20 protein-coding genes, 2 tRNA genes and 2 pseudogenes are annotated in these 18,985 nt (G+C 35.1%); 14 read left to right on the forward strand and 10 right to left on the reverse strand.

Annotated features, from left to right (window positions below):
• Positions 1 to 80 precede the first annotated feature (80 nt).
• Both RHOW815_RS00100 and RHOW815_RS00105 read right to left on the reverse strand, forming a co-directional pair.
• Positions 81 to 1,676: a glucose-6-phosphate isomerase gene (locus tag RHOW815_RS00100; protein ID WP_215216350.1), complete on the reverse strand. Its 1,596-nt coding sequence runs from the start codon at positions 1,674 to 1,676 to the stop codon at positions 81 to 83.
• Positions 1,677 to 1,811: 135 nt separating this feature from the next.
• A complete protein-coding gene (locus RHOW815_RS00105; protein ID WP_215216351.1) occupies positions 1,812 to 2,159 on the reverse strand; it encodes a helix-turn-helix domain-containing protein in 348 nt (115 codons plus the stop codon).
• A gap of 606 nt (positions 2,160 to 2,765) precedes the next feature.
• Here RHOW815_RS00105 and RHOW815_RS00110 point away from each other — a divergent pair.
• Both RHOW815_RS00110 and RHOW815_RS00115 read left to right on the forward strand, forming a co-directional pair.
• Positions 2,766 to 2,840, forward strand: a tRNA-Pro gene (locus RHOW815_RS00110).
• A 57-nt stretch (positions 2,841 to 2,897) separates the two neighbouring features.
• A complete protein-coding gene (locus RHOW815_RS00115) occupies positions 2,898 to 3,344 on the forward strand; it encodes a hypothetical protein (protein ID WP_215216352.1) in 447 nt (148 codons plus the stop codon).
• On the opposite strand, the gene RHOW815_RS00120 is transcribed toward RHOW815_RS00115, so the two are convergent.
• On the reverse strand, positions 3,330 to 4,223 hold the full coding sequence (locus tag RHOW815_RS00120; protein WP_215216353.1) for a hypothetical protein: 894 nt from the start codon (positions 4,221 to 4,223) through the stop codon (positions 3,330 to 3,332). The two genes, RHOW815_RS00115 and RHOW815_RS00120, sit on opposite strands and share 15 nt — an antisense overlap.
• Positions 4,210 to 4,905, reverse strand: a complete 696-nt coding sequence (gene trmB / locus RHOW815_RS00125; RefSeq protein WP_215216354.1) for a tRNA (guanine(46)-N(7))-methyltransferase TrmB — start codon at positions 4,903 to 4,905, stop codon at positions 4,210 to 4,212. Before trmB ends, RHOW815_RS00120 begins: the two co-directional genes overlap by 14 nt.
• A 164-nt stretch (positions 4,906 to 5,069) precedes the next feature.
• Here trmB and RHOW815_RS00130 point away from each other — a divergent pair, with 164 nt between their 5' ends.
• The 3 genes from RHOW815_RS00130 to RHOW815_RS00140 are packed head-to-tail and all read left to right on the forward strand — an operon-like array spanning position 5,070 to position 6,579.
• Positions 5,070 to 5,957, forward strand: coding sequence for a MotA/TolQ/ExbB proton channel family protein (locus tag RHOW815_RS00130; protein WP_215216355.1), 888 nt, complete (start codon positions 5,070 to 5,072; stop codon positions 5,955 to 5,957).
• On the forward strand, positions 5,954 to 6,403 hold the full coding sequence (locus tag RHOW815_RS00135; RefSeq protein WP_215216356.1) for an ExbD/TolR family protein: 450 nt from the start codon (positions 5,954 to 5,956) through the stop codon (positions 6,401 to 6,403). Before RHOW815_RS00130 ends, RHOW815_RS00135 begins: the two co-directional genes overlap by 4 nt.
• A gap of 38 nt (positions 6,404 to 6,441) precedes the next feature.
• Positions 6,442 to 6,579: a hypothetical protein gene (locus RHOW815_RS00140; RefSeq protein WP_215216357.1), complete on the forward strand. Its 138-nt coding sequence runs from the start codon at positions 6,442 to 6,444 to the stop codon at positions 6,577 to 6,579.
• 37 nt (positions 6,580 to 6,616) lie between these two features.
• Here the strand turns inward: RHOW815_RS00140 and RHOW815_RS00145 are convergent.
• Positions 6,617 to 7,410: pseudogene (locus tag RHOW815_RS00145) on the reverse strand (IS5 family transposase).
• A gap of 393 nt (positions 7,411 to 7,803) precedes the next feature.
• Between RHOW815_RS00145 and RHOW815_RS00150 the strand changes: the two are divergent.
• From RHOW815_RS00150 to RHOW815_RS00170, 5 genes and pseudogenes are all read left to right on the forward strand, one after another.
• Complete coding sequence (locus RHOW815_RS00150; protein WP_215216358.1) at positions 7,804 to 8,271, forward strand: hypothetical protein; 468 nt, start codon at positions 7,804 to 7,806, stop codon at positions 8,269 to 8,271.
• 155 nt (positions 8,272 to 8,426) lie between these two features.
• A pseudogene (locus tag RHOW815_RS00155) lies at positions 8,427 to 8,612 on the forward strand (transposase); the annotation flags it as partial.
• A 235-nt stretch (positions 8,613 to 8,847) separates the two neighbouring features.
• A tRNA-Arg gene (locus RHOW815_RS00160) sits at positions 8,848 to 8,921 on the forward strand.
• A 23-nt stretch (positions 8,922 to 8,944) separates the two neighbouring features.
• Positions 8,945 to 9,595 carry an MBL fold metallo-hydrolase gene (locus RHOW815_RS00165; protein WP_215216359.1) on the forward strand — a complete coding sequence of 217 codons (651 nt, stop codon included), beginning with the start codon at positions 8,945 to 8,947 and terminating at the stop codon, positions 9,593 to 9,595.
• Positions 9,592 to 10,176, forward strand: coding sequence for a peroxiredoxin (locus tag RHOW815_RS00170; protein ID WP_215216360.1), 585 nt, complete (start codon positions 9,592 to 9,594; stop codon positions 10,174 to 10,176). The genes RHOW815_RS00165 and RHOW815_RS00170 overlap by 4 nt, the downstream gene beginning before the upstream one ends.
• Here the strand turns inward: RHOW815_RS00170 and RHOW815_RS00175 are convergent.
• Positions 10,173 to 10,562 (reverse strand): hypothetical protein, encoded by a 390-nt coding sequence (locus RHOW815_RS00175; protein ID WP_215216361.1) that lies wholly within the window; start codon positions 10,560 to 10,562, stop codon positions 10,173 to 10,175. The two genes, RHOW815_RS00170 and RHOW815_RS00175, sit on opposite strands and share 4 nt — an antisense overlap.
• 131 nt (positions 10,563 to 10,693) lie before the next feature.
• On the opposite strand from RHOW815_RS00175, the gene RHOW815_RS00180 reads away from it, so the two are divergent.
• From RHOW815_RS00180 to RHOW815_RS00190, 3 genes are read left to right on the forward strand one after another with little or no spacing between them, the layout of a single operon-like run.
• Positions 10,694 to 11,479: a DUF8085 domain-containing protein gene (locus tag RHOW815_RS00180; protein ID WP_215216362.1), complete on the forward strand. Its 786-nt coding sequence runs from the start codon at positions 10,694 to 10,696 to the stop codon at positions 11,477 to 11,479.
• 9 nt (positions 11,480 to 11,488) lie between these two features.
• Entirely contained in the window at positions 11,489 to 13,324 is a 1,836-nt protein-coding gene (locus RHOW815_RS00185; protein ID WP_215216363.1) for a sulfatase-like hydrolase/transferase, read from the forward strand.
• On the forward strand, positions 13,317 to 14,261 hold the full coding sequence (locus tag RHOW815_RS00190) for a hypothetical protein (protein ID WP_215216364.1): 945 nt from the start codon (positions 13,317 to 13,319) through the stop codon (positions 14,259 to 14,261). Before RHOW815_RS00185 ends, RHOW815_RS00190 begins: the two co-directional genes overlap by 8 nt.
• Here RHOW815_RS00190 and eno read toward each other — a convergent pair.
• The 3 genes from eno to RHOW815_RS00205 are packed head-to-tail and all read right to left on the reverse strand — an operon-like array spanning position 14,233 to position 17,417.
• A complete protein-coding gene (gene eno / locus RHOW815_RS00195; RefSeq protein ID WP_215216365.1) occupies positions 14,233 to 15,516 on the reverse strand; it encodes a phosphopyruvate hydratase in 1,284 nt (427 codons plus the stop codon). The genes RHOW815_RS00190 and eno overlap by 29 nt on opposite strands.
• Positions 15,517 to 15,532: 16 nt before the next feature.
• The gene (gene rsgA / locus RHOW815_RS00200) at positions 15,533 to 16,657 is read right to left on the reverse strand and encodes a ribosome small subunit-dependent GTPase A (protein WP_215216366.1); all 1,125 of its coding nucleotides are present in this window, start codon (positions 16,655 to 16,657) and stop codon (positions 15,533 to 15,535) included.
• The gene (locus RHOW815_RS00205; RefSeq protein ID WP_215216367.1) at positions 16,650 to 17,417 is read right to left on the reverse strand and encodes a TrmH family RNA methyltransferase; all 768 of its coding nucleotides are present in this window, start codon (positions 17,415 to 17,417) and stop codon (positions 16,650 to 16,652) included. The genes rsgA and RHOW815_RS00205 overlap by 8 nt, the downstream gene beginning before the upstream one ends.
• A gap of 39 nt (positions 17,418 to 17,456) precedes the next feature.
• On the opposite strand from RHOW815_RS00205, the gene RHOW815_RS00210 reads away from it, so the two are divergent.
• Positions 17,457 to 17,831, forward strand: a complete 375-nt coding sequence (locus RHOW815_RS00210; protein ID WP_215216368.1) for a hypothetical protein — start codon at positions 17,457 to 17,459, stop codon at positions 17,829 to 17,831.
• A gap of 135 nt (positions 17,832 to 17,966) precedes the next feature.
• On the opposite strand, the gene RHOW815_RS00215 is transcribed toward RHOW815_RS00210, so the two are convergent.
• On the reverse strand, positions 17,967 to 18,968 hold the full coding sequence (locus RHOW815_RS00215; RefSeq protein ID WP_215216369.1) for a hypothetical protein: 1,002 nt from the start codon (positions 18,966 to 18,968) through the stop codon (positions 17,967 to 17,969).
• Positions 18,969 to 18,985 lie beyond the last annotated feature (17 nt).

Raw genomic sequence — 18,985 nt, forward strand, 5'->3', positions numbered from 1 at the left:
AGTATATTATAGATAACCAATTCATTAAATTTTAATGATTCTATGAAAGTATACTTTTAAAGCTTCTTGGTAATGGGGTGTTAAGATCCAAAGGACAAATGCTCTAGATAAGCAACTCCTAAAGGAAATCCTTTTGTATCCATAGATCTACCCTGCCTTTGGAGGGAAAATTGTTCAAGGATTTTTGAGGCTAAATTCTTACCAAGCTGCACACCTTCTTGGTCAAAAGAGTTAATGTTCCAAATGAAACCCTGAAAAACAACCTTATGTTCATAAAAAGCTAAAATAGCTCCTATGGTAAAAGGATCTAATTTGTCAGCTAATAAAATGCGATTAGGGCGATTACCAGGGAAAAAAGTATTGGGATTATCGCTTTTTTGTCCCACTGCAAGTGCTATGGATTGAGCAAATAAATTGGCTAATAGCTTTTCTTGGGAAGTGGTTTGTTGATAGAAAACATCTTCTTTATATTGGCTCTCTTTAAACCCAATAAATTCAATAGGAACAACCGTTGTGCCTTGATGAACAGATTGAAAAAAAGAATGCTGGCTATTTGTACCAGGTTCTCCCCAAATAATAGGACCTGTGTCATATTCAACAAAATGTCCTGCTTTATCAATGCTCTTTCCATTGGATTCCATATCTAGTTGTTGCAAATGAGCTGGAAAACGAGATAAGGCTTGTGAATAGGGAACGATTGCAACAGTAGGAAATCCTAAAAAGTTGCGGTTCCATATTCCTAATAAGGCGGACATTAAAGGCAAGTTTGCATAAGGATCAGAGCGAAGAGCTATTTTATCCATAGCATTTGCTCCTTTTAAGAAGTCTAAAAAACGATCCATTCCTAGAGCAAATGCTAAAATAAAAGCACCTACCATAGAAGTAACAGAATAGCGGCCACCAATATAATTCCAGATATAAAAACAGTCCATATACCGCTCTTTGTTATCCATTGGGCTCCCCTTACCCGTTACAGCTATAAAGTGGTTCTTTGTAGTAAGACCTGCTTGCTTAAACTTCTCTCTTGCAAATCGCTCATTTGTCATAGTTTCTAAAGTAGTTCCTGATTTGGAAACTACGACAACAAGAGTTTTTTCTAGATCAACTTGTTGAAAAATACGAGCGCCTTCATCTGGGTCAATATTAGATAAGAAGTATACTTTGCGATCTAGCTTATGAAAAGCTTCTAAAGCTAAATAAATCGCTTCAGGTCCTAGATGTGAACCACCGATGCCGATTTGAATAACTGTTGTTATTTGAGATTTTTTTTCCATCTCATCTAAAAAGGAACGGAGTTTTTCTAATTCCTTATACCCTAAACCTGTTGCCTGCTTTGCTTCTAAAGAAGTATTACATTGCTCAAAAAAATCTCGCACTGCAGTGTGCATTGCAGGCCTATTTTCAATAGAAAACCCTTCGATAAAATTAACAATCTGCCCATTTTGCATATCTGTCATTTTTTTAACAGCTTGTGTTTCTTCGGCTAATTGACATAAAACAGAAATATTCTTTTCACTAACTTTTTCTGTTGCGTAAAACAATTTAAGCCCTAATGCCTCTAACATCATATTATCGATGCGTTTAGCGGTTAAGACTCCTTCTTTTGTTAAGTCAATCGAATCTTTAGCAAGATCATGTAATTGAGCAACTGATGGTAAATGATGAAAAAAAGTCATATTCTACTCTCTTAAATGATATTTATTAAATCAGCTACTATAATCGTTGCAAAATTGTCCTAGACAAAAGAGGCTGTAGTTCTTATCGATATTTAGAATTTTTTTCAAAAAAGGCATAAATTGCCGTCTTGAAATCTAAGAATTTTTCATAATATTGACAACTTGTTTAGCCGAACTAGGAACTTCTTCTTTTACATAGATTTTTAGTTGTTCAAGCTGGCCTTGATTGAGCCAGCATGCCTTTCCTGTATAGTTCAAATTCAGCAATGCTTCTTTGCCACCTTCTAAATAGGTTTTATAATAACGCCTTATCGTATCCTCATCTAGGATTAAGGCATCAGCTATTGCCTCATATGTCCACCCTTTATCTAAGAGCAGGATAGTTTTAATTCTATCACACAATCTCTTGTTTCGTTCATGACGATGACGAGCCTTGAGGATGTCTTTTTGGTTTCTTGTTAAAAAGTTCGCTTCAGGTTGCATAGAGGTTAGATTTATAACTCCATCAATGAGAAAAATTTAATGAATTTAGTGTTTGAAAAGTCTTTTTTCTAATGCATTTCAGTATATAGTAGTGCCAATTCAAACGGCTAGCTTAATGGAGTTCAAGTCAACGACTTGAAACTTGTCGTTAATCCTATATTTTTCTATACGATTGAATCGGAATCAATATATACAATCGCTAGTATCTAGTAAAATGTACTTTTCGTCTTTGTAGAAATAACAATATAGTAAAGTCTTTTGTCTATTTTTTTAAATGAAAAGTGGTTTTTTTCAGAAACCGATTTTTTTTTATACATTTGTTTAAAAAAAGGGAGTGCATACTCACAAGATAGAATTTTTAAGCTGCGAAATGTCATGTTTTTTCCTTAATTCTAATCTATTAATTATTTAACGTGTTTAAAAAGTTCTTTTTTAGAGGCGATTTTCACTTCTTATCCCTTTCTTAGAATATCGTTGCAACATTTTTTTCCTAAAAACTCTAGTTATTCTCTATAGCCTTCAGCGTAATTATTTTTTCCATTGGCACGATCTCCGATAAACGCTTGTAAGAAAAAAATAAATGATTTAAGGTACCTTATGTTTTATCGGAGCATAGCGCAGTTTGGCTAGCGCACCTGCTTTGGGAGCAGGGGGTCAGGGGTTCAAATCCCTTTGCTCCGATTATTTTATGTTACTAAATTTTATAATAGCTATACTGAATTCAAAAGGCGAATTTATATGGCGTTATCAAAAGGTAATCACCCTCTTCTTTATTACAACTTACTTCATCAAGAGATTAAGGCGTGTGCTGAACATGTTTTTGAAATAAGCGGTAAAAAAGACGCAAATATAAACAAAGATTATATTCATGTTGTAGCTAGACTACACGACCTATATCAAATCTCCAAAAAAGTTCAAATAGAAGAACGTTATTTATCTTTGGTAGAATTAAAAACCCATTTAGAAAACACGACCCTTTGCTTTGAAAATCAGGAGCTAAATACATTGCATTCAATCCGCCTTTCAGAAGCAATTAGTATACTAGCCCTACCAGAAGGAAAAAAAAAGTGTATAAATGAACCTACTTACCATTCTCTAAAAGAGCGCTTTCTTAGCTATTTTCTAAAAAATATTCAACCAGAACAAGCTCTATTTCGAAAACTAAAAGCTTTAAAAGATTTGTAAAAAATCGAGCATAGCTACTTCTTGAGGTAAACAAAGACTCTCGCCTTCTATAATCACTCTACCACCTGTTGCGCAAAATCCTTGCAATTGCCTTTTTCCTTGATTTGATAATGTTCTAGAAAAAACCAAGATGCTATCTAGTCCATTCCAGAAATGGTTTAATTTAGATTCGGGAATACATCTAAAATCTATCTGCTTTTGTTTTAAGCGCATTAAAATGGAATTAATCTGAGTTAATGTTTTTTGATCACAATGAGAGTCAGGAGGTAAACAAATTCCTAAACGTGCTTTCTGATGTAAAAAAGGCAGCTGATTTCTCTTTAAATCCAATAAAACAAATGATTCAAACCACTCCAGAGAAAATTTTTGCGCTAAGAAAGACAAAGGCTCTGTAACTTCAATCAGTAATAATGTAACACACTCCTCTGGTAAAAAGACAAGTAGTCTTTGCATAACTTCTGCAAATAATTTAGCAGCGTATAACTCATAATAGTGCTCTAGAGAACTAGAAGAGGCCTCTTTTAACTCATGTCGATGTGCAGCATTTTGTATGAACAAATCCAACCACTTATGAAAAGACTCTGACCAAAGCTCTTTTGGAAAAATTCTAGAAAAATCCGTTGCTCCTTGATAGAGGATTACGCCAGCCGTATTTTTTTTAAAATCATTCCAAATTGTCCGACAAAAATGCTCTATTGTAAGCAATTGTGATTGACTTTTTAAGAAGTCCTGAGGAGAAAAATGCATAGTAGAAAAAGAAAAATCAAGATACCAAAGAACAGAAGATTCTCGAAAAGCTAGAAGCTCTTGTGTTTTCCAATCTAAATCTGCAGATAATCCTGCTGGTAAAACAATTTGTTTTGCCTTAGAAAATGGCATTTTTACTCTTGTTTAAAAAGGGTAAATAATACACTTGCTTACCTTTTGCCCTCCATAACTGCTCAAAATAAGAAGAACCATAATTTTCCCAATGATTGGTATAAAAAGGGTTTTTCAGAGAAAAATCCCATTTTTCACTTGAGCTTACAGCGGATATAATCTGCTGTACATAATCTAGATGGTCAGTAGCGACAATAGTTTCTGTTTGTGGCTTGGCTTTCTTGCTTAATTCTATGAGAAAAGGTTCCTGTACTAGGCGGTTTCTCGCATGTTTTTCTTTGGGCCAAGGATCTGGGAAATTGATATAGACCTTCTGAAAGCTTACATCTGCCACATAATTTTTGGTAAAGGTAAGGGCCTCACCACAAACAATCAATATATTAGTCAAGCTTAAATTTCGCATTTTAGACCAGATTTTACGCACCCTTTCAAATTTTTTTTCGACAGCAATCCAGTTAATTTCAGGATGATTTCTTGCTTTCTCAATCAACCAGCAGCCATTTCCACTACAGTATTCAATATGAATAGGCAATTGATTTTTAAACACTTGAGGACTGTACCAATTTACAAAACCCCATTCTCTATGGTTCATGTAATATTGAGGCACAAATAAAATATTTTCAAAAATTACGGGCCTTCTTTCATCCCAAGAAAAAGGAAACTTTAAATCTTTTGGTTTCATAATCAGCAAAAATTTGTATGTAGAACTAAAACATGATAGCTAATTGTTATTTTGTTGCCTATATCTCTCTTATTCTTCTTGATCTATTCCAATCCAGCTTGATAAGCTAAAAAACAAAGTTAAAAGCTATAGCATTTTTAGAATTTTAAAGGAGATATCCTAAAATGAAGTTAAAGTCTATTTTAATTATTGGATTGATGCAGCTTAGTGCGTTATATGCCAACCCTACAGAAACCGATACCTCAGACCTTGTAACAATTGAGCAGGAATTTTCTTTAATCGATCAAGAGTTAAACAGTGTCAAAGAACAACTCATTGCTTTAGAAGAAGATGCTCGTTTGGATACTTCATCTAGGGCAACCCCCGAAGAAACCCCATTCACACAGCTGCAAGAGTCGATTTCTGACTTTCCTTCAAAGATGATGGTAATTGATTTTAAACAAGCATTTTCTGGAGCACCTCTCATCTACATACTTTTATTTGGAATGTCTACGTTTGCTCTTTGCTTATGGTTCTACTGCCTGTCTTCCCTGCGCAATAGTACAAAAGTTTCTCAATCTTTAGTCGACACACTTCGCTCTCAATTAACCAACCATAATTTTGACGAAGCTTTAGGGGTATGTAAACAAGAAAAAACGTTATTTTGTCATTTAGTGGCCACAGGTATTCATTCCAGGCAACATGGATTTCCAGTAATGGTTGAAATCATGAAAGCGGAAGGCAAAAGAGTTACTGCAACATTTTGGCAAAGAATTAACTTACTTAATGATATTGCTATTATTGCCCCCATGCTTGGTTTATTAGGTACTGTTTTTGGCATGTTTTATGCTTTTTATGACGTCAATCGCTCTATAGAAAGCGTTTCTATGCTATTCGATGGACTCGGAGTTTCTGTAGGGACTACCGTTGTTGGATTAATTGTAGCTATCTTAGCGCTTATCTTACATTCTTCTGCTAAATACAGATTGGTAAAAACATTGGTATTAGTAGAGAGTGAAACCCACCAAATAGCTTCTCTTATCGATGCTCAAAACAAGAGTGCAAGTATATGAACCTAATCCCTGAAGAAGAACTCAAAAGATACAATCATCTGAATTTAGCTCCTATGATTGATTTTCTGTTTTTAATCGTAGCTGTTTTTGCAGTGATTGCAGTTACTCGAGCCAGCCTTTTTGATCGTGAGATCAGTTTAGTCAAGGTCCAAACAAAAGTAGATGCTTCTATTCCCCAAGACCGCTATACCGTGCATTTGAGCATAAATAATAAGGGCGAGTACAAATGGATTACAGAATTTAATGAATACCTGATTTCTTGCCCACTAGACGTGCAATTAGAGCTTAAAAAACAACAAGAACTCGGTCTTTTACCCAAAGATACGCTAAAAACACAAGTGCTCTTACATATCGACAAACAAGCGATGTGGGAGCCCATTGTACAGCTGATCTTTGCTGTAAAGCAAGCCGGGTTTCAAATCCACCCCGTTTATGAAAGTGAATAGCAATTAAAGAATTTTTTATGCAACTAATTAACACAGCTATGAATATTTCATGTGAGTCTGCACATGAACTTTATACAAAGGTCTTACAATCCCTGGTTAATGGAGAAAACATTCCTTCTGTCAAAGATCCTAAATCGATCGGATCTGGATGGGGAACGAGCAGGGCTTACGCATGAAGAATTTTCTTTGCACCTACCAGATCTAAGAGCCTGTTTAAAATCTTTTCAAAAGTAGAGCAATAAAAGCAAGAACCACCATATTCAGGCTTGTATGTAGTTTTCTTTCGCAATTTTTCCATAGCCTGCGACATTTTTCTATCCACGCAAAAGAACGCTCTACAACCCATCTTTTGGGAATAACTGTAAAAGTATGAAGTGTATTTCTTTTGGCTATTTCTACTATACATCCTAATATCTCCTGCACACTCTTTGCAAATTTTTCTCCAGAATATCCTCCATCTGCTAAAACATTTTTTACACCGAACAAATGGTTTTTATGTAGTGAAAATGCTTCTATACACCCATTTCTGTCAGTGATATTAGCGGTGGTAATGTGAATCGCATGAGGAAGCCCTTGGGTATCGACTGCTATATGTCTTTTTATTCCTGATATTTTTTTCCCTGCATCATATCCTTATCTTCTCCGCTGTATCAGTATTTTTAACACTTTGAGCATCAATAATTACAAAGCTTGTTTTCTCTTTCCGACCACTGCTTTTTCTGACCTCGCCAACCAATTTTTTTTAAAACTATTTCAAGAATACTCTTAGAATTTTTATCATCTTTTTTATTCCAAAGAGGGAAATAATAATAACATAATTCCCATTTAGGATATTCTATGGGTAACATACGCCACTGGCAACCACTTTTTAAAATGTACAAAATTCCACAAAAAATATCATATAGATCAACTCTTCGTGGACGTGTTTTTTTGCGTGTAGACTCAAGTATTAGATGGATTTTGCTAAATTGTTTACGAGAAATATCGCTTGGATAAGAGCGGGTCATAACTACCTCCAAAGGTTTTATGAAAACTATCATTATACCTTAATGAGAAGATTTTAAACAGGCTCTAAGAATAGGGCTTTCCAAGAGTTATATGAAAATTGTATTTTACTTTATTTCTGTTAAATTTGTATCCTCTTAGGGGTGTCTATAGTGGTTCCGATTCAATCGCATAGAAAAATATAGGATTAACGACAAGTTTCAAGTCGTTGACTTGAACCCCATTAAGCTAGCCGTTTGAATTGACACTACTATATAACAAAAAGATATAAAACTAGGAATATTAGTAGTTTTTTAGAAAAAGCTATCATTACAATCATTTTTTTACTCAAATGTCCTATCTTTTTTATGAAAAATTTTTAAAAGAAAAACCTGATTAGACGCAAGAAGAACTAAATGAAAATAGTGCAACACTTACGATCAGCTTGGCAAAATGACTCTTTTTACATGCAAACAACTTCTAAAAATGCAGCTGATATCTTTGAAGCTGGAGTAGTTGGATGCATAACAGGTCGTATTACTCGGGTTATTTCCCCAAGAGATGGAGCGATTTATTCAATGGCTGATAATGCTTCTGGTATTTTTGTCAAGTTTATCGAAAACAAGTTTTTAAAAGAGCCTCTTATGTCTGATAAAGATCTAGAAAAAAACTTAAGAGTTCTTGTAGGAATGTATTTAACGAACTATTTTAGGATAAGCATCTGTTCTTTAATAAGAGTGAGGGGTTTAGAAATTTTTGATTTTAATTTTGGTTTTAATAAAGCTAACATAAGATTTATCTGTGTAAAATTTGCTGTAAATGTAGTAATCAAAAATACACTAGACCTCTTGCATAACCTGAACTTTAAAGCTCGCAATTTGTAATTATTATTTCCATCTTTGGAATAAAAAAGAGGATAAAAATTCTAAGACTATTCTTAAAATAGTTTTTAAAAAAATGGGTTGGCGAAGTCAGAAAAAGCAGTGGTTGGAAAGAGAAAACAAGCTTTGTAATTATTGATGCTCAAATTGTTAAAAATGTAGAAATAGCCAAAAGAAATGCACTTCATACTTTTACAGTCATTCCTAGAAGATGGGTTGTAGAGCGTTCTTTTGCATGGATAGAAAAATGTCGCAGGCTATGGAAAAATTGCGAAAGAAAACTATGTACAATCCTGAATATGGTGGTTCTCGCTTTTATTGCTCTACTTTTGAAAAGATTTTAAACGGGATCTTAGTAAAAATCTGTTGAATTATCTTTTCTGCATAAAGAGGTGCTGAAATTTGTGAGAGGTAAAAGGCAAGGATTAACATGCGTTTCAAGAGCGATCTCCTAGGATTTTTAAACAAGAGCATGGCAAGAATGAAAAAAAAGTATAAAAAAAGGTTCTCTTAAAGAGCTCATTTAAAATAAAACGCTCTTGCTGAAAATCAAGTAAATCGGGATGATGTATCCCCTATGCACTGGTAGCTCAGCTGGATAGAGCACCCGGCTACGAACCGGGAGGTCGGAGGTTCGAATCCTCTCTGGTGCATTTTTTTCTATAGAGAGCTATCTATGATCGTAAAAAGATTTTCAACCGGGCCAATAGATACGAATAGCTATTTGCTTAGCTGCCCATCTTTTAAGTCAGCTGTTGTAATTGATGTAGGACAGGATAGTGCTACAGAGCTTAGCTCTTATGCAGAAGAGCACCAATTAACACTGGAAAAAATTCTTCTTACTCATTCTCATTGGGATCATATTGCAGACGTTGTTTGCCTAAAAAATCATTTGGATATACCGGTTTATATACACCAAGATGATGAAACTAATGTCATAAATCCTGGTTCTGATGGGCTTCCTCTCTTTATTCCTATTCAAGGAGTAAAAGTAGATCATCATCTAAAAGATGGTGAAGTGGTTAATGTAGGAGATCTGCACATTCAAGTCATTCATACTCCAGGCCACACTCCGGGAGGTGTATGTTTTTATCTGGAGAAACAGAAAATCCTCTTTTCAGGAGATACCCTATTTCAAGGAGCTATTGGTCGAATGGATTTGCCAACAGCATGCCCTACCCTTACAATGATAGAATCTTTAAAAAAATTAGGAGCTCTTCCACAAGAGACTATTGTCTATCCAGGGCATGGGGATAAAACTACAATTAAGCAAGAACTTTCAAACATTCATGCAATGGAAAAACTTTTACACAAGAGGACGTTATGAGTCGTTTACTGATTGGAAAAAAAGCCCCTTCTTTTAGGGCAAAGGCTGCACAAGGGGATAAAATAATAGATGGGTTTTCTTTAGATGATTTTTTAGGGCAATATGTTGTGCTTTTCTTCTACCCTTTAGATTTCACTTTTGTTTGTCCAACAGAGGTGCACGCTTTTCAAGAAGCCCTTCAACAATTTAAGCAAAGAAATGCTCAAGTAATTGGTTGCTCGGTGGATAGTGGATTTTCTCATCTAGCTTGGCTTTCTACTCCTAAAGCTAAAGGTGGTATTGAAGGGATAGAATATCCGATTATTTCTGATCTGAATAAGAAAATAGCTAATGATTATGGCGTATTGCATGAAGAAGAAGGAATTGCTTATCGAGGTTTGTTCTTAATTGATCGTCAAGGAATGATACGTCATCTTTTAATCAATGATTTCCCCATTGGACGTTCTGTAGAAGAGGTTTTGCGTATTTTAGATGCATTAATCTGCTTTGAAATGCATGGAGAGGTTTGCCCTGCTAATTGGAGCGTGGGTAAAAAAACCATGCAACCGGATGCAGTGGGATTGGTTCATTATTTTAGCTAAGCGTGGCTGGTTAAGAAGTCATAGAGATCTTTTTGAGAAGTAACGAAGATGCTTTGGTATAAAAAACAAATGGCAATGGTGCGTTTGATAATATCTTCATCTCCTACTCCAGGCATGCAAATAGCTGATAGCTTAGGGAATGCTTTTAGATTTTTAAGCATTTTTAGCCCTTGTTTATAATCCGGCAAGCTAAAACCTTCTTCTTTTACTCTAAAATAGATTAACAACCTATTGTAGAGTAGCATCTGAATGCCACATGGTAATCCTTCGCTTCCCTTAGGAGGATTGCCAAATTTTTCTGCTAGTTGATAGGCAGATTTACAGAACTTAGGAGTGCAAAACTCTCCTTTTTCTGCTTCTCCAAATAAAAAAACCGTATGGCGCATCTCTTCCTCCTTTGAAAGGGACTTATTTGTTTCTTTATATTTTTTCAAAAAAAAATTCAATATAAGTAAAGTTGTTGTAGGAAATTCTTTGTATAATTAAAACTAATGTTTTAATTTATGGAGGTGGCTAGATGCTGAGAATTTTCCTTTTGTCTCTGATTATCAGTCATATGGGATTTATCTTTGTGCAATCTAAAGAGCAAATAGAGGAAAATTTTTTTGATACTGTTCATCAATTAATTGATCAAGATGATTTTTTTCAAGCCAAAGCAGTACTTATTCAGGAAATTTCTCAGAATCTTTTTCTTGCCAAAAGATTTGATTATGAAAACTATCAAAACGTTAAAAGCCAAGTCTTTAAAAGATTAACAGGAGAATATGAGAATATTCCTTTAGTTTTTTGCCAGCTGTTTGAAAATATTAGTTGGAAAGATATGCAAAAAGAGTTAACCGCTTATCAAGAAAAAATACAAAGACAAATGCAAGCTTTTTTTGTTTCTGTATCTACGCAGGATTCTTTTTATCAACTTCCTTTATTAGAAGAGGATAAAAAAAATATCAGCATCATTATTAAAACAATGGCAGAAAAAGGATTGCTAAAATTACTGCTTCTGCAAAACGATTTAGAAAAAAAAGGAGATCAAGTGAATTATATTCATCCTTTGCGCTTTATTGGATATATCTTTTCCAATGAAGAACTAAAAAATTGTATGCGTCAAATTAAGACCAGTAGATTTAAATGGAATGAATTTATTAAAGGGTTTTCTCATCGTATGGATGAAGAATACGCTGTAGATAACCTCATACGCTTTATACCAGAATTTGTAGAGCAGGTATATCCACAACACCCTGAACGCATTGAGGTTTTTATTAAGAAAAAATCTTGGGAAGAGTTTGTTACTGATTTATTAAATTAAAGATAATCCATGAAAGAAAAATCGATTAACTATTGGTTTTTTGGCTTCTATTTTTTATGGATAAGTACATTACATATTGTTCATTTGTTGCTAAAGTCCAATGTAGTCATATGGTATGTTGATGCAATAGGACAATGTGCTCTTGAAACTATTTTATTAATGATATTAGCTAAACTTCTCAGTTTATATATTCCTTTTGCTGTCAACATAGTTGGATTGAGCCTCTTTTTAATCTTAGCTTATATCATTGATTTTCCTCTTATTCGACTAATGGATATTTCATTTTGGTTTGCTTTAAATTTTATGCTGCAAGAAGGATGGGACAATATTTTAGAGTTGCTGTATGCAAGCAATATTTCTTTAACCAATTGGGTCCTTTTAGTTTTTGGCTCGGTCATTATCTTAATTTCGAGTGTATTGTGTTTTAAAAAAACACAATACTGGAGTGACAAAATTCCTCTTTATCTTTCCTTTCATTCTCTGATTGTATTATTAGGTGGTAGTTTTCTTTTACTATGTGGTTGGGATTTAATAACGCTAGATAGGAAAATGCTTGATAATATACAGGCATATCAAAAAATCCTGCCTTGGAAAACCACTTTTTTTGTGAAAGAAAAGGAGTATTTAGAAGTAGATCAACCTATTCTAGCTCTGCAAGAACATAACTTATTAGAGATTGAGAAATTGCATTTAAATGCAAAACCAGATATTTATTTATTTATAGTAGAATCTTTAAGAGAAGATTTTATTAATCATGAAATAGCTCCTTATTTAAACTCTTTTAAAGAACAGGCGCTCTCTTTTCAATTAGCTCTTGCTAATGCAAATGCAACACATCTTTCCTGGTTTTCACTTTTTTATTCTCAATTGCCATTTCATTGGAATTCTTTATTATTAAAGCAAAAAGCCATGGGAAGTCCTTTTTTACAAATATTGAAGACAAGTGGATATCGCATCCATGTATACGCCTCCTCACGCCTTGGTTATTACGGAATGGGAGAGAGTTTATTTGGTCGTAATCGAGAGCTTATTGATAAAATGGTTACGCAAGATTCTGTAGCAGTACCTACTTATTTAAAAGACCAAGCTGTTGTCAATTGTTTAATAGAGGATATGCAACAGAATAAAGGTGGGCGGGTATTTATTACTTTTTTAGATTCTACGCATTTAGACTACAGCTGGCCTATTGAGAAAAAATCTGTTTTTGAACCAGTGGATCAAACCCTTAACTATCTAAAAGCTCTCTCTAATAATAAAAACTATTTAGAAAAAATTAAGAATCGTTATCGAAATGCGCTGCATTTTGTGGATACCTTATTTGGGAAATTTTTCGTAGCTCTTGAATCGGATGAAGATGCTTTGGTAGTAATTACAGGAGATCATGGAGAAGAGTTTTATGAACAAGGACATCTTTTTCATGCTTCTCATTTAAGTTATCCACAGCTTCATATTCCTCTTTATTATCGTTTAGGGAACGATCCTAAATGGAGTGGATGCACTTTAGATCGACTTAGTTCGCATATGGATATTTTCCCTACTCTATTTCACTATTTATTGAAAAAACCATTTATAGGAAATTATGAAGGACAATCTGTTTTAGAAGAGAGTCATTGGCCTTATGCGGTAATCACCCGGTTCAATGCTTGTTTTTCCCCGACAGAATTTTGCATTCACGATAAAGAATATAAAGCGATTTTTCGTGCAGAAAAGGATGTTTTTAGTTGTAAAAGATTACAACTCATAGATGTAAAAACATGGCATGATGATCTATTAGCTAACAAAGAACAAATCCTAGAAGAGCGATTCAAACCAGCTCTTAAAAAGGTATTTCCTTCTCATGAGTAATGTAAGAACTTGGAGCCTATCAAAACTAGATTCACTACTTGGAACCTGTTTCCCTTACCAGAGATGCTCTTATGAAACACAAGAGGAAATCAAAACCTATAGAAGTCCTTTAAGTTTACAAAAGTTTGCAAAAGAGCATGGATATTTCTCACATGCACCTCTGCTCTCTTTCGTATCTAGTAGTCAAGGGGACTTAAAAGTTGTGCAAGGAGCATTAGAAAACACTGTAGAGGTAGATAATAACTGGCTAGATTTTTGTGTAACGGAGCTTCTTTGCAAAGCATTAGCCTATCGCGATATTGCTTTAAGCCATGAGATAAAAATTCCTGTTCGTAATTTACAAAATCAAATCTTTTTAGAGACATTTGTTCTAGATCGAATTTTTAATCTTTGGCAACAGATGCCAGCTTTTGGTTGGATTCCAAAAAATTCTCACATTTCTTCTTTGTTAATTTTTCGAGGAACGGATTGTAGTCTAACTACTAAGAGAAGCTTAGCTTCTCTTTTTAGCGATTTAGATTTTTCTGGTCCTGGGTTTAGCGTATTTAGGAAAGCGAAATTACAGATCCAAGAATGGTTAGCCCAAGTTCATCAAAAAAAAAAGACTGCGCGTGTACTGGGCTGTAGTTTAGGAGGAGCTCTAGCTGGGCATACCTTTATCGAATATTACGATCTATTAAGCAAAGAATCCTCTGTTGCTTTTCATCCTCCAGGAGTATTTAAACAGGAAAAAAAAAACTGGAATCAGCTTGAAAAAGAAATTAAACAGCGGTTTATTACTTATGTTGCACAAGGAGATTCTGTCTCCAAAGTAGGCTCTCTCATTGGAAATAGATATGTATTATCCATAGATGCAGAACTAAAGCCTTTAGTTGCGCATACTCTATTATTTGCAGGACAGCCGCTACTTATTTGCCAAAATGCGCGTGAGCTTTAAGTTCATGTTCAATTTCCAGTAGACGATTGTATTTAGCAACCCTATCTGTACGGCAAGGTGCTCCTGTTTTAATCTGTCCTGTTGAAAAAGCCACGCTTAAATCAGCAATTGTTGTATCTTCTGTTTCTCCTGAGCGATGAGAAATAACGGTTTTATATCGATTCTTTTTTGCTAGATCTATAGTTCCAAGAGTTTCTGATAGAGTTCCAACTTGATTGAGTTTAATTAAAATAGAATTAGCCACTCCTTGATCAATCCCTCTTTGTAGAAATTTTGGATTGGTTACAAAGATATCATCTCCGACTATTTGGATTTTTTTCCCTAATGTAGTTGTTAATTTATGCCAACCTTTCCAGTCATTTTGATCGAGAGGGTCTTCAATGCTATCAATAGGGTATTTTTCGCATAATTCACTAAGGTAGGTGATAAGCTCTTCTGTTGAACGTGTGCTAAAAGGCATACCAGCTGCTTGTTTTTTTCTTTCTATATAAGATTTGCTGCAACTGTCATAAAATTCAGAAGCGGCACAGTCCATGGCAATGGTTATTTGGCTACCTGGTTCATAGCCCGCTTGCTTAATGGCCCTTAAGATATAATCGAGAGCTATCTCATTGGATTCTAATCTAGGAGCAAATCCTCCTTCATCTCCAACCGATGTAGAATATCCTTTGCTTTTTAAAAGCGATTTTAGTATGTGATAGATTTCTACACCCCAGCGCAATGCTTCACGAAAACTAGGTGCTCCGACAGGGCGAATCATAAACTCCTGAAAATCGAGTAGACTATCTGCATGAGCTCCTCCATTGATAATATTCATCATAGGGCGGGGCATTATATAATTGGTTTGAGGGTGTAAGTACTTATAAAGAGGTATCTTTTTAGAGCAGGCAGCAGCTTTAGCTACTGCAAGAGAAACTCCTAGAATAGCGTTAGCTCCATAGCGTGATTTATCTTCTTTTCCATCTGCTTGAATCATTAACTGATCGATTTTATTTTGTGCAAAAAGGGATTCTCCTCTTAAAAGTTTAGCAAGAGGATTGATCACGTTTTCTACAGCCTGCAGAACACCTTTACCTTGATAGCGCTTAGGGTCTTTGTCTCTTAGTTCAACAGCTTCGTGCTCACCGGTGGATGCTCCGGAGGGAACAATGGCTTTACCTTGGCTACCATCTGTAGCAAAAACAGAAACCTCAATTGTGGGATTGCCGCGAGAGTCGAGTACTTCTAAAGCATCAATAGATTCGATATTACTCATATAAAATGCCTAATGGTTAACGATTTTGATGTTTTTTAAATAGAGAAGACATTAAAGCGCAATAAGAGGCAAAGCGCAAGTTCGAAATTTTTCCTATCTCTACTGCTTTTTTTACTGCACAATTAGGTTCTTCTTGATGGGTGCAATTGGGAAATTGACATTCTGAGGAAATGGTAAAGATTTCAGAAAAGTAAGAAGATAGTGTTTTTTTATCTACATCCCAGATTCCAAAACTCTGAATACCAGGGGTATCAATACAATATCCCCCTCCTTCTAAGGGGATCATGCGAGCTTGTGTTGTCGTATGTGAGCCTTTGCCTGTGCGTTTTACCACTTTCCTTGTTGCAAAGCAAAGGCCTGTAGCCAAATTAATCAAAGAGGATTTACCTACTCCAGATTGTCCAGAAAATACCGATGTTTTATTGTGCATTTGTGTTTTTAATGCATCGATGCCTTCTTGAGTGGTAACACTCATAGGAATTACGATGAAATGAAGCGATTTATAGGTATGAACAAACTCTTCATATAATCTCTTTTCCTCTTCAATAGCTTCCCAAGAAAGTCTATTAGGAGGATTATCTAATAAATCTACTTTATTGATGAGAATAATCGGACGAATATTTCCTTTTTGTGCGGCTATAATATAGCGATCGATAAGTAGAGGTTTTAATCTAGGACTACAAACAGAAGCTGTAATAAAAACTTGGTCTACATTGGTGGCAATCAATTGTTGCTTATTGCGAGAGAGGTTATCTGCTCTAGACAGAATAGAGCTACGGGGGATTATTTGAGTAATCACAGCATGAGTTTCATCGATGATTTGCATAGATACAAGATCTCCAACCGCTATGAGGTTTTTCATAAGGTCACGCTCTTGTTTAAGAGCGCCTTTTAAAGAACAAAGGTAGGAATATTCATTTGCAAAAACCGTAATTCCATCTGCTGCAATAGTGAGAACTCTACCTTGTATATCTGTTGCATTAATAAGCTTTTTACTTTGTTTGAGCAGTTGGTCCTGATTGCTTTTTTTAAATTTAGATCGGTCTTTTTTTTCTGCGGTTTTTCTTTGTTTGCGCGAAGCCTTTCTATCTGCATTCCAATATTGCTCCTCCCAATGGAGAAAGTGATCTTGCTTACTCATTCTTGGCCCTGTACAGATACATGAAAATAGCTCCAGCAATTGCCACGTTCAGAGATTCAACGGGTTTTTTAACGGGGATGGCTATTTTTTTAGCGTGTTGCATGATAAAAGGACTCAGTCCGTGGGATTCATTTCCCAAAGCTAAAGCGATGGGTTTTTCTGGTAAGTTTTTTTGGATTTTATCCCCTTTAGCATCAGCTGCATAGATAGAAAACCCCCCTTTTTGTAGTAGGCTCTGTAGATTGATAAGGTCTCCTTGAGTTAGGTTTAAAAAAAAAGTTGCGCCCTTAGCAGCACGCAGTGCTTTATCATTATATAAATCTACGCATCCCTCTAATAAAAATACATCCCAATCAAATGCTAAAGCGGTGCGTAAAAGAGTTCCTAGGTTCCCAGGATCTACCACTCTATCCAAGATCAGTAAGCGCTTACTAGACTTTACATCTTGAAAGGTAGGCATATAGATCTCAGCTGCAATGGGCTCAGGAGCTTCAAGACCTGTAATTTTTTCTAGGATAGCTAAAGAAGTGGTATGGATTTGTTGTGCTTTATAGGAAAAAAGAGGTCGGTATGTTTTTTCGATCAGAATATTTTTAAAAAAAAATTTTTGAGATAATTCGCGAATCAACTTTATTCCACTGATTAAGACCGTTTTTTGTTCATAGCGATATGCGCGATTTCGTCGCAATTTAACTAAGTGTTTGATAAGAGGATGTTGTAGACTGGAAAGGTAGCTCATGAGAATATTTGTTTCGAACAAGCCCATTTTGTCAGAAAATAGATTGCCCAGCAATAGCAATTGTATTTATTCTTAAACTTTTTACAAAAAAGAGGTTCTCTTTGTGGATGTAATGCTCTTAAAAAAAACATACGGCGCTTAAAAGTTCTGTTTTTTACTTTAAGATACCCTCCTTTAGCTAAAGAAGGATTAAAGAATGTTTTAGATGTTTCCTATTATAAAGGGATGCTCAAAAAAAGTAAGATTGAAAATACAAGTTTAGATCAGATCATTAATTTATGTAACGAGATCCGGTTGTTAAATTTTGATGTAAGGTGTGGAAATATATCTCATTTTGAGCTCTTAACCATGTTTAGTCCCAAAGTGGGATGGAGTGGATTAATTCTAAAACCTTTTGGTTTTTTTTGCCAACTTTTGATGATATACATGCCATAATTGCACACAAAAAATGGGTTGCTCCTTAGACGGAGTAGGTTAAACTCTCCAATATAAACAAGATTTTTTTAAATCTCAAAACCGCTCGTTAAAGAGCAAAAAAATGAGGAGTAACCCATGAAGCATTATATTGGATTAGATGTATCGATTAAGTTCATGATGCAACAAGTTGCTCTGCCATTCTCTTAATTTTTCCGCAGCTCTGTTTCTTGCTGCTTGTAAAGCCGATTGGTAGTTTTCTCTATCAAATGTGCCGGTCTCTGCATGCTGTATGTCTATTTGGGTTTGTTCTAGATTATTAAGTATATAGCCCTTGGGTTCTTTAATAATGCGATAAGAGTTGACTATTGTTGAAGCAGCTAAACCCGCAGTTGCTTGCAAAAATTGTATAGGAACTCTCTTTAGCATAGCTTTTCCGAGTGGACGATCAGAGGAATAAATGAGCCCAAGGCCCCGAATGGTCAATTCTCCCACAGCAAAGACTCGCAAGATGAAAAATGTAGTATTGGATACTCCTAAAGCAAGAAACGCTGGAGGACGAAGTCTTTGTCCAGGTTCTGTTATTTCATTTATATAATTGAATATTTGATGCTGAATGTGATAATCTAATCTTTCTGAATGAGAGATGGATGTAGGATTATTTCTTATTTGATAATCTGGGGCCGTAGATTCTCTCCTACTTTTTACTTTCTTTGCCCTACCAAAGGCTTCTTGAGATTCCCGTTGATGATCTTCATTGTCAATGGTTCCTCGTTCTGCATGGTCAAGATCTACTTTAGTATATTCTTTCCCATATAATATATGAAACTTGGGGTTTGAATCAAAAGCTATGACAAAAGGTCCAATTATTAAGTTTAGCACATCCAAAGGTATTCCTAAGGTCTTTATAGATGCTTTTTTCAGCATAGCTTTTCCGAGTTGACGATCGGAAGAACCGATAAGCCCAAGTCCGCGAATAGTTAATTCTCCTATAGAAAAAACCTGCAGCATGAAAGAAATTAAGCTAGAGGTTTCTATAGAAAAAAAGGCTGCAGAACGAAACGATTGCGTATGTTCTATCATTTTTTCTGTATAATTAAATATTTGATTACGAATCCGGTAATCCAGATGTTCTGAATGAGAGATAGGTGCAGACATAGTATAACCCTTTTTGT

Source organism: Candidatus Rhabdochlamydia sp. W815 (genome assembly GCF_018642185.1).
GTDB lineage: Bacteria > Chlamydiota > Chlamydiia > Chlamydiales > Rhabdochlamydiaceae > Rhabdochlamydia > Rhabdochlamydia oedothoracis.

Excerpts from the sequence above, each read along its gene's own strand:
- RHOW815_RS00135 (WP_215216356.1), top strand. The coding sequence starts at position 5,954 with ATGAACCTAATCCCTGAAGAAGAACTCAAAAGATACAATCATCTGAAT.
- eno (WP_215216365.1), bottom strand. The coding sequence starts at position 15,516 with ATGAGTAATATCGAATCTATTGATGCTTTAGAAGTACTCGACTCTCGC.
- RHOW815_RS00170 (WP_215216360.1), top strand. The coding sequence starts at position 9,592 with ATGAGTCGTTTACTGATTGGAAAAAAAGCCCCTTCTTTTAGGGCAAAG.
- RHOW815_RS00180 (WP_215216362.1), top strand. The coding sequence starts at position 10,694 with ATGCTGAGAATTTTCCTTTTGTCTCTGATTATCAGTCATATGGGATTT.
- rsgA (WP_215216366.1), bottom strand. The coding sequence starts at position 16,657 with ATGAGTAAGCAAGATCACTTTCTCCATTGGGAGGAGCAATATTGGAAT.
- RHOW815_RS00185 (WP_215216363.1), top strand. The coding sequence starts at position 11,489 with ATGAAAGAAAAATCGATTAACTATTGGTTTTTTGGCTTCTATTTTTTA.
- RHOW815_RS00130 (WP_215216355.1), top strand. The coding sequence starts at position 5,070 with ATGAAGTTAAAGTCTATTTTAATTATTGGATTGATGCAGCTTAGTGCG.
- trmB (WP_215216354.1), bottom strand. The coding sequence starts at position 4,905 with ATGAAACCAAAAGATTTAAAGTTTCCTTTTTCTTGGGATGAAAGAAGG.
- RHOW815_RS00215 (WP_215216369.1), bottom strand. The coding sequence starts at position 18,968 with ATGTCTGCACCTATCTCTCATTCAGAACATCTGGATTACCGGATTCGT.
- RHOW815_RS00115 (WP_215216352.1), top strand. The coding sequence starts at position 2,898 with ATGGCGTTATCAAAAGGTAATCACCCTCTTCTTTATTACAACTTACTT.
- RHOW815_RS00150 (WP_215216358.1), top strand. The coding sequence starts at position 7,804 with ATGAAAATAGTGCAACACTTACGATCAGCTTGGCAAAATGACTCTTTT.
- RHOW815_RS00105 (WP_215216351.1), bottom strand. The coding sequence starts at position 2,159 with ATGCAACCTGAAGCGAACTTTTTAACAAGAAACCAAAAAGACATCCTC.
- RHOW815_RS00140 (WP_215216357.1), top strand. The coding sequence starts at position 6,442 with ATGAATATTTCATGTGAGTCTGCACATGAACTTTATACAAAGGTCTTA.
- RHOW815_RS00175 (WP_215216361.1), bottom strand. The coding sequence starts at position 10,562 with ATGCGCCATACGGTTTTTTTATTTGGAGAAGCAGAAAAAGGAGAGTTT.
- RHOW815_RS00100 (WP_215216350.1), bottom strand. The coding sequence starts at position 1,676 with ATGACTTTTTTTCATCATTTACCATCAGTTGCTCAATTACATGATCTT.
- RHOW815_RS00165 (WP_215216359.1), top strand. The coding sequence starts at position 8,945 with ATGATCGTAAAAAGATTTTCAACCGGGCCAATAGATACGAATAGCTAT.
- RHOW815_RS00120 (WP_215216353.1), bottom strand. The coding sequence starts at position 4,223 with ATGCCATTTTCTAAGGCAAAACAAATTGTTTTACCAGCAGGATTATCT.
- RHOW815_RS00190 (WP_215216364.1), top strand. The coding sequence starts at position 13,317 with ATGAGTAATGTAAGAACTTGGAGCCTATCAAAACTAGATTCACTACTT.